Source organism: Brunnivagina elsteri CCALA 953 (assembly GCF_002289455.1).
Classification (GTDB): Bacteria; Cyanobacteriota; Cyanobacteriia; order Cyanobacteriales; family Nostocaceae; genus Brunnivagina; species Brunnivagina elsteri.
Genome location: NZ_NTFS01000158.1, coordinates 1 through 13,917, shown reverse-complemented (window position 1 = coordinate 13,917; position 13,917 = coordinate 1). Strand labels below are relative to the sequence as shown.

Sequence of the window (13,917 nt, the reverse complement as noted above, 5' to 3'; positions counted from 1 at the left end):
AAGTTTAGGAGGTTTTACAGAAATTTTATTTGGAGATACAGAAAAGAGTGATGTCAAAATATCTTTATCTTTCTGTGATAATACCCACAAGTGATTTGCGGTTAAATATATTTTAGTTTCGTAGTTAAATGTTCTTGCAGCTTCTATACCTAAAATTGAATTATTCACAGTTTTTCTTAACAAGGATTGAGTGATAATATCGTGAATACTGATTACTGTTTTTGTCAATTCTGGATTGATTAAAGCTTGAATTAACTCTAGATATACCGCAGCATGGGAATATTCAAAATGAATAATATCATAGGTATTTGTTGAGATTAATTCTGTGATTTGAACCGAAACTTTAGATTGCGATCGCGTTGCAAATTTCAATGGTATATTATAATGTTTCAAACAACTACTAATTTTCTTTATTTTAGTTAGTGGATAAAAGTAAATATTATTATTTAATAAATCAATTAAATCGCTAGCAGTGTCAATTTCTGTTTGATTAGCAATAACTAAAATATCTATTTTATGATTTGAATTAGCATATTCTTGAAGATGATTAAAGGCTATTTTTTGTCCAGCTTGAGGATATTTATAAGTTGGTGTATGTGCTGATATAAATAGTATTTTTGACATTTTTAATATTTTTATTAATATTTGAAACGCAGAGTTTGACGGAGGTTAGCGCAGAGGTTCGCAGAGAAGTTACCATTTTCCAAAGTCATTAGCAACAGGTTTATTAATATATTTAGTAATAACAGTTTTTAATTTTCTGGCATTTAATGGATTGAGAAAATACCTTGCTGGTAAAGCAAATATTTCATTAAAAATCCATGCTAAATAAGCTTTGTTTCGCTGCCAAATTAAGCTTTTATAAAAACAAGTATTTGTCTGCTGGCTAATTTTCCAACATTCATAAATTAATTTTACTCTTGTTAAAGGATTAGTCGATGAACTCATCCCGTTGAGGGAATAAGCTGCAAGTGGAGTATCGATATAGTGAAAGTTGCAATTAACTAAAAATAAACGCAAAATTAAATCGTAATCAGCTGCTATATGGAAATAAGTATTATACAAACCAACTAATTCATAAGCTGATTTTTTGATAAAGCAAGAGGGATGATTTAAAGTAAAGCGAATCGGTAGTTTATCAATGTCTCCAGGAAAGAATGTTGCCACATATTCACCTTTATAATAGTTAGTAATTGGTGAGTAAATAACATCTATTTGATGATGACTTATAAATGTTTCTTCGACTATTTTAATTATGTCGGAGTTATACCAATCATCTGAATTGATAATACCGATTATATCTCCACTTGCGAGAGATATACCTTTGTTCATAGCATCATATGCACCATTATCAGGTTCGGATATAAAAACATCTATATAATCTGAATATTTATTGATTATTTCACAAGTTCTATCTGTTGAATATCCATCTATTAAAATATATTCAATTGGAAACTTATGAGTTTGCTGAATTACACTTAATATTGTTTTTTCAATTGTTTTTTCTGAATTAAATGTTGGTGTAATAATTGATATTTTCATTTTATTCTCGATGATATATTAGCTTTTTTGGGGTTTCTTCTTCTAGCGATAAAGAAAGAATGGAAATAAATAGAAATGGTGTGACTCCTTGAAAAGCACTGTGCAAAAATAAGCTAAAAAATAGATATGAAAAAATATATTTATAGTTCTCATATTTGTAATAACCATTAATTGCTCGAATTAGTATATAGAAATAGAGAATACCGAGAACAATACCTGTGTAAGCTATAACTTCAAGAAAAGAATTATGAATAATTGCTCCAATTGGTCGAAATATTGTTTCATAATTTCCCCCATAACCTTTTAATGCTAAATGCCAATCACTTGAGTAAGATTGTATGAGAAAACGGTTTGCTTCAAATCGAAATAAGTTGGATGCGTCGTTAACTGCAAATAATCTGTTTGAACCAGTATCGTACTCGTAACCAACTTCAACAAAGTTGAGGAAAAATTCACCAACTAAAATACCGAAAATATTAGCGAATATAAAAAGTAGGGAGAAGTTGATTTTTTTTGCAAATCTAGCAAATGGCTTTTCAAAACAAAGTATAGTAAAGAAGATTATTAAACTGAAAAAGTAGTTACGACTTAGGAATAAGCAGGATGAAACTAAAGCTATAATTATACCTGGTTTGAATTTTGCTTTGATGGATAAAAAGAAGAATAGAAGCATAAATAAACCGGAAACATTTGGATCCCCGTTACTTAAACTAATCCGCAATGAACCATCAAATTCGATTCGACGATATATAGCCATTTGGTAAGTCATGGCAATAGTCGATAACCAGCATAATATTGTTAAATATATTTTTTGAATTTTGATTTTGGGAAACTGACTAAATCCAATTGAGATTAAGGCAATTGGTAAGCTATATCTAAATAGTTGATAGCTTGATGCATTCACAACCGTAATGAGAATAATTAAACAAACTGTGACTATATCGCTAATTTGTAATTTGCTGCGATCGCGAAGTAGTTGAAAGATGAGCAGAGTTGCCAGTATGGGTAAGAAAAATTTGGCGTGGGGTAGTTCTAGGTCGTAAGGAATTAGGTATAATGCGGTGATGCAGTACAATATTAGGGTGTAGAAGAAGTAGTTTATTTCTGTTTTTATTATTGGGATTGGCATAAAAATATTTGAAGATAAATGAACCGCAGATAGACGCAAATGGACACGGATAAATTTATGATTTTTTGTGACATCCTGGTAAGTTTTATGGAAGTCGGTGATATTTTTGGATTACTTCTGTGAATAGTTGTTGATAGCGTTTTGCTTGAAGTGGTTGATTAAATTCAGTTTCGACTTTTTTACGGGCATTTTCACTTAGTTTTTGCCAACGCTGCTCGTTTTCCAAAACCCAAATAATTCCACTTGCTAAACTTTCTGCATCTAAGGGTTGAGCTAGAAAACCGTTATTTTGATGCTCTATCATTTCCGGAATTCCACCAATACCAAAAGCAACGCATGGTGTTCCAGTCGCTAATGATTCCATAATCGTATTAGGTAGATTATCTTCAATGTATGGTGCTACAAATACATCACTTGCTGCGTATATCAATGCGAGGGAAATTTCATCGTTGAGGTTTCCTATGTAGTGACTGGGAAAACCTAAGTCTAATTTAAGTTGTAATTGCAGTTTGTCTTTAATTTCCCTGGGTAATATCCCAAAAATCACTAATTCTATCTTTCCCCTATATTCTGATGATTGCAGCGATTTTAATGCTTTCTCGAAGTATTCCGAACCTTTTCGTTTCTGGTAAAGAGAGTTTGCACCAATTAGTACAAGCTGCTTGTCTTGTGGTAGGTTTAGGTGTTCCCGTGCAAATTTGCGGTTTACAGGTTTGTAGCGTTGAATGTCGATACCGTTGGGGATGACTTCGATTTGAGCTTGGGAAAATAGCGAACTTGCATGAACGCACTTTGCTAACCACTCACTTGGTGTGACAATAGTAATGTCTAAATTTTGCCAAGCTTTGAGTTTACGTTGCCATACCCATCGTGATATATCTCGTTCTTTGTTACTGTTAAGTTGTGGACATGCACCACAAGATTTAGTATAGCGATCGCAATCATTACTGTATTGACATCCCCCTGTAAATGCCCACATGTCATGTAATGTCCAAACTAGGGGTTTTTTCCACTGTGAAAGACTTTCGATGCGAATATAACCACATGTCCAATGTAAGTTAATAATATCAGGGGATATTGCTGCGATTTGACGATGTGTAAAGTCGGGAAACCATTGGGGTGAAAATGTACCATAACCACGACCTTTTAATGGTAAGTTATCTAATGTTGGTCTAGCTTGATTGAGATATTTCTCTAGTTTATTTTTCGCTCCAATAATTTGATTTTCATTACTTTCTTGATATTGAACCAACATTGTGGAATCAATATTTATTTTTCTCAATCCATCATGCAAACGAAATGATGCTTTTGCAGCACCACCATTTAGATCGAATGTACTTAGGATGAGGGAATGCATTAGTATTTACCTAATTTTCTGCGAACAAAAAACATAACTATCAAAGATTCCCGATTTTCGGTCGATATAACTAGAAAAATCAACTTGAGTCGCAAAACCAAGTCGATCTAAAAGCTCAAATATATCGATACCAAATGTTCTATATGCTAATATTTGACCACGTATGCGATCGCCATGATATTCTGGTGGCAAAAGATGTATATCTTCTGTTCCTGATGTATCGACACGAACGATGGTTGGTTGGTCAAAGTTGCAGGGAATGGTAAATATATGATATCCACCAGTTTTTAGTACTCGATGCACTTCTCGAAACGCTTGCTCATGATTTCTGACATGTTCTAATACGTCTTCTGTAATCACAAAATCAAAGCTAGAATCGGCAAATGTAAGATTCTCTAAGGATTGGCAATAAACCCTTTCTCTCGTTTCTGTTCCTGGTTGGATATCTGGTTGAAAAGTTGAACAGAAGTAGAAATCGCTGCGATGCAAATATTTAAAAAAAGCATCATCTACATCAGCATTGTAAAAACTAAAGTTATTTGCTTTTCCTTGTTGTGCGATTGATGAAATTTTAGTTGGTATTTTATTTTTAGGTTGTTGATTTTCAATTTGATTTAATATGAATTTAGCAATATGCCGTTTGCGAGATGAACTGTAACAGAAAGGACAATACATGTTGTTTCGTGCTGTTTTGGCATCAATACAAACAAAAACAGTCGCGTTACCACATATATTACAACTACCTAATTGGTGATATCCTAAGTTTTTAATCGCAGATTTTGCTGCTTGAGTCACTTTAGCAACTTTCAATTTGTACCTCCCATTTGTACCTCTCTAATATTTCGAGGAACGCATTTCCATTTTTACAGGTTTTTGTTTGTTTCTGAAGTTATATACTGCTTGAAAACGCCAATGACGAATGCTTGCTTTAAGACGTTCAACAATAGTTTTTTTCCACACTAATATATCTGGGTTTTTAGAAGCTATTTGTGCTGGTAACTTTTTATCTAATCTACCGTATCCTTCGGGTAAAAAATGCGCTGTCAATGATTTCCGGGAATGGTTGGAATTCATATTTGGAAATGCACCATGAATTAGAAATGGATGCCAGAATAAAACAGAACCCTTTTCTAATAACATTGGTTGAGGGATGTAATTTTGCTCTTTAATTACGGTTTGAATTTTCTCTACATATTCTTCATGATCGCTAAAATCTCGAATACGAGAATTTCTAGTAATTAATTGACCTTTTTGGCTTTTTGGGACAACAAAAAAAGCTCCAGCATCGGAATGAATATCTTCTAATGCAAACCAACAAGCAATTAAGTTTCCAGGTGGGTTACTATCTAAGTAATAATGGTCTTGATGTGGAACTGTACCTGTAGATTTATCGAAAAACATTGTCTGCCAAATTATATGTTTTTGGCGATTACTAAGGGTATTCAATAACTGGGAGATTGCGGGATTTGAAATTATGTCTAATGCTGCTTGATTGAAGCTATTTTGGAAGACTAAATCAATCGGATTTAAGATTGAGTGTTCGATAAAGTCTTGAGAATTAACTTCTAATTTCTCAATTTGATTAGTATCTTGCGATAAAAAATAATAGTTTTTAGCTGTTTTAAAAGTTTCATATACGTCAAAAAATCCTGTTATCTTTCCGATCGGGATGACATCTTTGATAACAACATAACCATATTCGTCGTAGTGAGCTTTTATTGCCTCTGTCTGATTTGGGAGAAAAAACCCTGACATAACTTGCTTGTTTTAAATTATTCTTAGATTATTCTCTGGGAATCTACCTAAAAGCTATCTAGAGATTTTAATTTTCCCATTGAATCTCTAAATTTTTGATGTTACGTTGCTGATTGTGGGTAAAAATTTGCATCGTGCAGAGTCGCAGAGAGCATATAGTTTTGGGATTGGTTTTGCGATCGCGAAGTTTAATATCGAAACTATACCGCATGTTGTATTACGGTTTCTACAAACAATCTCATTCATTAAACATTAAACATTAAACAATACCTATTCCCCCCAAGTGAAGGCACTTGCAGAAGTTATGTATATTTTATCTGGCTAGATGAAATTAAGCAATAGACACCACAACCATGATTCTACATGCTTCTCAGACTAGTATCCGCAATAATCCGGATATCTTTACAAAATCTTTAATTAGTCTTTGTAAAAAAATCAATATTTTTACTGTTATATAATATTAGTTGGGTAAATAAAAATACTTATTATCAGATGATAATTCGGAAGATAATTTTGTAATACCATAAACTATTCAACAATAACTACGTTGCTAGCTATTCACTAGAGGAAATATTTATTGTATAAAATAATAAATAAACTATCAGTAATTATTTTGAATTAACCTTGTTGGTATATAAATTTAAGATTGACAAAGAACACTTACTATCCTAGTATTATGACCTTAGGTTGTAGTAGCATTTAAAAAATCTCCCACATGGCTATAGATACTCGAATATTGGATTTTTCAAGTATAAATTCATGCCTGAATTTAAGCCTAAAGTGAAACATAAAAATCAGCCCAATGATAGATGTGGGGAATAAAATTATTGAAACGTTTAAAGTAAGTAAAAAAGCAAAAAATAATTCATAGCCTGTCAATCATTTACTTGGTCATAAAAGCATTAGTAGGGAGTTTTTTTGTTTCAAATAGCTGAATTTTTAGCCGAAATTTCACTCTCCAATGTAAAATTTAACCATCAGTAGAGTCAGTTTTATAAATAGCGATCGCAGAACCCAAAAAATAATCAAAACAATCAATCAAAAGATATTTACGTAAATTACTAAGTTTCTGCGTTGATGTCAAAATATTGCACAGACTGGAGTAGAGTGCTTATCATGAAAGTGAAATGCGACATAACCTTTATAATCGTTTCCTACAACTCAGCGAAGACATTGCGGGGTTCGATAGAGTCGTGTTTAATGGCAGCTAAAGAATTTGAGCGATCGCAAGTGAAAATTGTCGTTTATGACAATGCTTCTACGGATAACTCACCAGAAATTATTCATGAGTTTGTTGAGAAGTATCCAAAAATATTTATCGGGATTCAAGGAAAGCAAAATTTAGGTTTTGCCAGAGGGAATAATCAAGCGATCGCAGCATCACCAAGTCATGAATATGTATTGGTAAACCCAGATGTAATGTTTAAATCAGAAGCTATTAAACATCTTCAAAATACCTTATATACCGCATCAGATATCGCAGTTGTTTGTCCAAAATTACTTAATCTCGATAGCACACCACAAAAGTCAATTCGGAAATTTCCAACATTTACTTATTTATTTTTCAAGCACTTTTTAGGAGAAAAACTACTCAATTTAGTCTATAATTTTGACTACTATTATACAGAAATGCCCTCACCAGAAACAGCAGTAGAAATAAACTGGGGAATTGGAGCTTTTATGCTGATTTCAGGGGATTATGTCAGCAAACATGGATTGTTTGACGAAAGATTCTTCCTCTATTTTGAGGATGTGAGTTTGTGTTTAGATGCTTGGCAAAATGGCTATCGAGTATTGTACCAGCCCCAAGCTTCGGCTTTACACTTGTATAGTCAAGCTAGTACTAGTTCTAGGTTTAATTATCTAACTTTTGTACATATAGTCTCCGCACTCAAATTTTTTGCCAAATACAGATCATCTCAAATCCAATGGCAACTAATTTCCTGGTTAATTGGAGTGAATACAAAGTTGATAAATTCAATCAAATTCTCGAAATCACTTAAGATATTGATTGGAAATGGGTAATTAGTCAGGATATAAAACATCAAAACTACAGTCAAAAATGCTTATTAAACGGGAGCATCTAATTCGCAAGCTATTAGAAACTAGTAAAGTTTGGCAGGAAAACTCTTTGATTTTGCGTGAACTCAATTCTTTTCGCGCAAAAATTATCCAGGCAATCTTATTTACCCTAATCGCAGCAGTTTTGGAAGCAACAGGAGTAGGATTAATTGCATCACTGTTACAGGGTTTAACAAACCCCAATCAACCTCCTATGTATACAGGAGTTGACTGGTTTGATATTTGGTTTTTAGGGATAAAAGCAAGTGCAACAATTCGTATTTACAAAATATCGGGTTTAATTTTATTAACTGTGTGGATAAGGGCAATTTTTTCCTACTTGGGGAAATATCTGGCAAAAACTTGTGAAATTAATCTGGTTGATGCACTTAGAAGACAGATTTTTGAGCAATTTCAGCGCTTTAATCTAAATTACTATACTCAAAGTCGTGGTGCGGAATTAATAAATATCTTTTCATTGGAAGTTAGTAACATTAACCAAGCTTTTAATGAAGTGATTAATTTTGTCACCAAAAGCTGTGTGATTCTTGCTTATACAGTGGCAATGCTGTTGATTTCTTGGCAACTTACCCTCGCAACAGTACTGGCATTTAGCTTACTTGCTGTAGCTGTCTCAAACCTGATTAAATGGGTACGGGAAGCAAGTTTTACAATCACCAGCACAGGGGCAGATATGGCTGCGATCGCAACGGAGTATATTAATGGTGCGAAGACTATACAAGCTTCCTGGAGTCAGGAATTTGAAGGTAAACGCTTCGATCGGGCTGCACGTCTATTTACAGCAGCATACATGGAAAGTAACCGGGTTGGTAGCAGCGTTCTCCCCCTTGCGGAAGCTGCTGCAACAACAATCTTGATCGGTATTATCATTTTTGCTGTTTCCACATTTATTGTGAACGGTAGTTTGCACGTCATTTCGCTTTTAGCATTTCTATTTGCTTTGTTTCGTTTGTTACCAATTCTTGCACATATGAATAGTTCCTGGGGTACTATCGCCATGTTTGCAGGCTCCTTGCAAGTCGTTCATCAACTTTTACGCACTGATAACAAAAATTACACTAGTGATGGAGAGATTGAATTTTCCAGTTTAAAGCAGGGAATCAATTTTCAAAACGTTGATTTTAGCTATGATAATCAGCATCCTATTTTAGAAAATATTAGTCTCAGCATAGAACGTGGTCAAACCGTAGCAATTATTGGTGCTTCGGGTTCGGGAAAAACAACTATAGCTGATTTAATTATTCGATTTTATGACCCAATACTAGGTGATATTTATATAGATAATGTGAATTTATCTCAGTATAAGCTCAGTTCTTTGCGGCAAAAAATGGCTGTTGTGAGTCAAGATACATTTATTTTTAATACATCTGTAGGGGAAAATATAGCTTATGGACTTGAAGGAATTAGTAATCAAGCAATAGAAGAAGCAGCAAAACAAGCGAATGCACTGGAATTTATCTTAGAGATGCCAGCAGGATTTGAGACAAAATTAGGCGATCGCGGGGTAAGATTATCGGGAGGGCAAAGACAACGTATCGCAATTGCCAGAGCATTACTTCGCAATCCCGAAATTTTGATTTTAGATGAAGCTACAAGTGCCTTAGATTCAATATCCGAAGGTTTGGTACAGGAATCGTTAGAAAAGCTCGCAGCAGGGAGAACAGTAATTGCGATCGCGCATCGTTTATCAACAATTTATAAAGCAGATAAAATCATCGTTCTGGAATCAGGTAAAATAGTCGAACAGGGAAGTTATCAAGAGTTGCTGCAACAAAAAGGTAAACTTTGGAAATATCATCAAATGCAAAATCAAATTGTTAATGGTTAATGTTTAATAGGTATTAGTTTTCTCATTCCCGGTGAAATTATGCAAACTGCGATCGCATTTATTATTTTCAACCGAACCGACACAGCCCAAAGGGTATTTAATGCCATTCGTCAAGCAAAACCACCAAAACTTTTTGTGATTGCTGATGGAGTTCGTTCCCATCGTCTTGATGATATTCAAACATGTGCAGCTACTCGCAAAATTATCGAACAAGTTGATTGGGATTGTGAGGTAATTTGTAATTATTCAGAAACAAATTTAGGCTCTAAAGAACGAGTATTTAGCGGCTTAAATTGGGTATTTGAACAAGTCGAAACAGCCATAATTTTAGAAGATGACTGTTTGCCACATCCTGACTTTTTCCCTTTTTGTGAAGAATTACTCGAACGTTTTCAGAATGATGAAAGAGTTATGACGATTTCCGGTAATAACTTTCAATTTCATCGTCAAAGTAATATGTATAGCTATTATTTTTCTCGCTATCCTTTGATTTGGGGTTGGGCAACTTGGAGAAGAGCATGGCAAAAATGTGATTTAGAAATGAAGTCTTGGGAAACTATTCGTGACAACAAATGGTTGCAATATTTATTAGATGATAATCAAACAGTAAAATATTGGTCAAGAGTTTTTCAAAATTGTCGCGACGAGTATATTGTTACCTGGGATTATCCTTGGACTTTCACATCTTGGCTCCAAAATAGTTTAACCATTATTCCCAATTCTAACTTAGTTACTAATATTGGATTTAGCCTCAATGCCGAAAATACTAAAGCTGTAAATAGTCTGTTTGATAATTATCCTACTAAACAAATGCCTTTGCCTCTAAAACATCCACCATTTATAATTCGTGATACTCAAGCTGATAAATTTACCCAGTCAACACAGTTTAATCCTAGCCTAATTTGGAGAATCAAAATGAAATTAAGAAAAATACTACATTTCTTTAAAAATGACGATACTCTTTTTAATTTGATGATGAAATAATGCAATTGAGAAATTATAAAGAGCCATGAAATGTCTTGTTTTTATACCTTATGTAATCTGAAATATATTGATATCTATCAAAATTTATATATAGAGTATCGCTTGCAAACTAGGCTGTTGACTTTGATGAAATTTTCGTGTTTTTGGTTAATCCTATTTTTATGTCATCACAAAATGAGGGCAAACAGCCGTTTGCCCCTACCTAGTATTATCTTTTACACCACAGATTTTGTATGAATTTCTAACCTCTAAAAGGCACAGAGTCAACAACCTACTTGCAAACCAGATATTTAAATTATAAAAAATATATGAATGTATTAAATAGACTCTACCTTTTGGCGGATGACAAAAAGAAAATTAAACCTACAATTGGAAAAATTATTGACATCTATGATAGTAATATAGAAAAATTAACCTTCAGAATTAGCATGTTATATGCCAGATGCATTAAGCAAAGTCCCATAAACACCGGAGGGATTATCGCGGAGAAAATATACCAATCCCAGGTTAAGTAAATTATACATAGCTCTGACTTACAATTAACACATTAGTATTGATTCAATATTGATTGAATGATTGTCAGTAAGTCAAAGCTTTATTACAAAATTATATTTGATAAACAAGGGGTTTGATAGTGGCTGATACTGGTTTAGAACAAGAACAACTGGTTACTACATCTTCATCAAATGCAGTTGAGATCAGACAACTATTTAAAATTTTATATCGCCGTCGCTTTTTAATAGCAGGCATATCTGGTTTGGTAATCTCAGCAGCAGGAATTTTGGCACTTCTTGCCAAGCCAAATTACCAAAGCTCGATGCAGATGCTGGTTAGCTCAAATATTTATGAAAGTACGAGTTCGAGAAAAGCTCAAGGTAACGAAGATAGCGAATTTACAGACGCAAATTTAGAAGTAGTAGATTACACAGCACAACTACAATTGATGTTGAGTAATCAATTAATTGAAAAAGCAGTAACGCAACTACATTCAGAATATCCGAAGATGAAGATTGAGGATATCAAAGGAGACAAAAGCAAAAAAGGCAAAAAACCACCTTTGAGTGTAGCTCGGATCGAATCGGGAAGCGGGATAAATCGTATTCCCAGCCAGGTATTTGAAATCACATATAAAGACAAAAACCCGATTAAAACCCAACGAGTTTTACAAGCGCTACAAAAAGTTTATCAAGACTACAATATCGAACAGCAAAAAATCCGATTGTCAAAGGGAATGGCATTCGTTAACAACCGTTTACCCAAAGTCAAAAGCGAAGTTACCCAAGCAGAGCGAAACTTAGAACTATTTCGCGATCGCAATAAAATACTCGATCCGGAAGCTCAATCAAAAATTTTATTAGAAACTCTGGCAGACACTCAAAAGCAGTTACAAACGACACAAGCACAATTACAAGATGTCCAAGCTAGATATGCAGCAATTCAGCAGAAAATAGCCGCATCTCCAGGTAATGCCTTAGTTTCCTCACGCCTGAGCCAATCGACTCGCTACCAAGGACTACTGAATGAGATCCAAAAGACAGAGTTAGCAATATCACAAGAAAGAATTCGATATACAGACAACTCCCCAGCAGTTCAGAAGCTAGTCGAACAGAAACAAAGTCAACTGTCATTACTGCGGCAAGAAGTGGGGCGATCGCTCAGTGATAAAGTCGGGAAAAATGTATCTCCACCAAGCAATTCAGAAATTGATAGGGCAATTAATCAAGTTCTCAATCAATCCCTGAATCCATCAGCTAATCAATCAGCCAGCAGCAACGAATCCCTACTAGGAGAAGGACAACTAGCAGGAGTTGACCTGAAACTCGTAGAAGAAATGATTCAGGTACAAACAACAGGATTAGGATTGGTAGCAAATCAACAAAGCCTAGCAGAGTCAGAAAAGCGACTGCGAACAGAACTCAGTCGATATCCCAGCTTAATAGCCGAATACAACCGCTTGCTACCCGAAGTCCAAACCAATCGCAAAACCCTCGAACAACTGATGCAAGCACAGCAATCATTGGGTTTAAAGATTGCTCAGGGAGGTTTTGATTGGCAAGTCATTGAAGCACCAGAAAAAGGAACCTACATCGGTAGTGGTCGCATAATGTTACTCGGTAGTGGTCTGATTCTGGGACCAATTTTAGGTATCGTTTTTGCCCTCATTTTAGAATTGCTCAACGATAAAGTTTACGTACCATACGAACTACAGCGTATCACCAATCTCCGTTTACTAGGTATAGTACCCAAACTAATGCCTGTAAACAAACGTAAAGGTTTAGCGATACCAACATTCAATTATCGAAATACAAGAACCTTAGTAGTCGATTCACCAGTCACGGTTGCATCGTTGCCATCCCATGAAACCATCGACATGGCATATCAAAACATCCAACTACTCAATTCACCCCTCCCCTACAAATCGTTGATGGTGACATCAGCACAAGTTGGAGAAGGAAAGTCAACTGTAGCCTTAGGGTTAGCAGTGAGTGCAGCCCGAATGCACCGTAGAGTTTTGATTATCGATGCCAACCTGCGTAACCCCAGCTTAGACAAGCAACTTGATTTATCAAACGACTGGGGTTTATCCCTGCTGCTTGTTGATGAAGCAAACCCACCATTTAAAGAGTATATCCAGCCAGTTCACCCTGCGATTGATGTTCTCACATCTGGACCATTTCCGGAAGATGCGGTCAAATTGTTAAGTTCCCGGCAAATGAAAGAACTGATAGAGTACTTCGAGCAGGTTTATGACCTAGTTTTAGTCGATGCTCCACCAATTCTCGATACCGTTGATGCTAGGATTTTGGCGACATTGTGTAGTGCGATCGTTTTGGTGGCACGGATGGGGCAAATCACTCGCACGGAGGTTGTGGAAGCTAAAGAGATTTTGGAGAAGTTGAATTTAGTTGGTATTATTGCTAATCAACCCAAAAAAGTTAATCGTTAGTTTGCGAAGTGTGCGATCGCACGTTTTTCCTCAAATTCCCTCACCAACCAAATCGCTACCAACCAAACCAAATCCCCGACTTTTTAAAAAGGGGATTTAATAAAAGAGGGTTTTTTGGGAACACTAGGAGTATCAACTAAGGTGATACTTATCATGCCGAAAAGAAGAATTCCCTTACAAGCTGGCAACTTTTACCACATCTACAACCGGGGAAATGCCAGACAAGATATTTTCTTTGAGTATGAAAACTAGGACTTACGCACTGTACAAACGAATCATCTTGTGTATTAACG

At 34.9% G+C, this 13,917-nt stretch carries 10 protein-coding genes and 1 pseudogene; 4 read left to right on the top strand and 7 right to left on the bottom strand.

Features of this window, described 5'->3' with window-relative positions; translation table 11 throughout:
* From CK510_RS15040 to CK510_RS31790, 7 genes and pseudogenes are all read right to left on the bottom strand, one after another.
* Nucleotides 1-624: pseudogene (locus CK510_RS15040) on the bottom strand (group 1 glycosyl transferase); the annotation flags it as partial.
* A gap of 69 nt (nucleotides 625-693) precedes the next feature.
* The gene (locus CK510_RS15035) at nucleotides 694-1,542 is read right to left on the bottom strand and encodes a glycosyltransferase family 2 protein (RefSeq protein WP_095722478.1); all 849 of its coding nucleotides are present in this window, start codon (nucleotides 1,540-1,542) and stop codon (nucleotides 694-696) included.
* Nucleotide 1,543: 1 nt separating this feature from the next.
* Complete coding sequence (locus tag CK510_RS15030) at nucleotides 1,544-2,671, bottom strand: hypothetical protein (protein ID WP_143289313.1); 1,128 nt, start codon at nucleotides 2,669-2,671, stop codon at nucleotides 1,544-1,546.
* Nucleotides 2,672-2,756: 85 nt separating this feature from the next.
* Nucleotides 2,757-4,028, bottom strand: coding sequence for a glycosyltransferase family 4 protein (locus CK510_RS15025; RefSeq protein ID WP_095722476.1), 1,272 nt, complete (start codon nucleotides 4,026-4,028; stop codon nucleotides 2,757-2,759).
* A gap of 6 nt (nucleotides 4,029-4,034) precedes the next feature.
* Nucleotides 4,035-4,838 carry a class I SAM-dependent methyltransferase gene (locus CK510_RS15020; RefSeq protein ID WP_095722475.1) on the bottom strand — a complete coding sequence of 268 codons (804 nt, stop codon included), beginning with the start codon at nucleotides 4,836-4,838 and terminating at the stop codon, nucleotides 4,035-4,037.
* Between the two features lie 24 nt (nucleotides 4,839-4,862).
* On the bottom strand, nucleotides 4,863-5,783 hold the full coding sequence (locus CK510_RS15015; RefSeq protein WP_095722474.1) for a phytanoyl-CoA dioxygenase family protein: 921 nt from the start codon (nucleotides 5,781-5,783) through the stop codon (nucleotides 4,863-4,865).
* A gap of 67 nt (nucleotides 5,784-5,850) precedes the next feature.
* Complete coding sequence (locus tag CK510_RS31790) at nucleotides 5,851-5,994, bottom strand: hypothetical protein (RefSeq protein ID WP_158224907.1); 144 nt, start codon at nucleotides 5,992-5,994, stop codon at nucleotides 5,851-5,853.
* Nucleotides 5,995-6,899: 905 nt separating this feature from the next.
* On the opposite strand from CK510_RS31790, the gene CK510_RS15010 reads away from it, so the two are divergent.
* The 4 genes from CK510_RS15010 (at nucleotide 6,900) to CK510_RS14990 (ending at nucleotide 13,624) form a co-directional block, all read left to right on the top strand.
* Nucleotides 6,900-7,808 carry a glycosyltransferase family 2 protein gene (locus tag CK510_RS15010; RefSeq protein WP_095722473.1) on the top strand — a complete coding sequence of 303 codons (909 nt, stop codon included), beginning with the start codon at nucleotides 6,900-6,902 and terminating at the stop codon, nucleotides 7,806-7,808.
* A 37-nt stretch (nucleotides 7,809-7,845) separates the two neighbouring features.
* Nucleotides 7,846-9,693 carry a heterocyst formation ABC transporter subunit HepA gene (hepA, locus tag CK510_RS15005; protein WP_095722472.1) on the top strand — a complete coding sequence of 616 codons (1,848 nt, stop codon included), beginning with the start codon at nucleotides 7,846-7,848 and terminating at the stop codon, nucleotides 9,691-9,693.
* 39 nt (nucleotides 9,694-9,732) lie between these two features.
* Complete coding sequence (locus CK510_RS15000; protein ID WP_095722471.1) at nucleotides 9,733-10,677, top strand: glycosyltransferase family protein; 945 nt, start codon at nucleotides 9,733-9,735, stop codon at nucleotides 10,675-10,677.
* Between the two features lie 634 nt (nucleotides 10,678-11,311).
* A complete protein-coding gene (locus CK510_RS14990; RefSeq protein ID WP_095722469.1) occupies nucleotides 11,312-13,624 on the top strand; it encodes a GumC family protein in 2,313 nt (770 codons plus the stop codon).
* Nucleotides 13,625-13,917 lie beyond the last annotated feature (293 nt).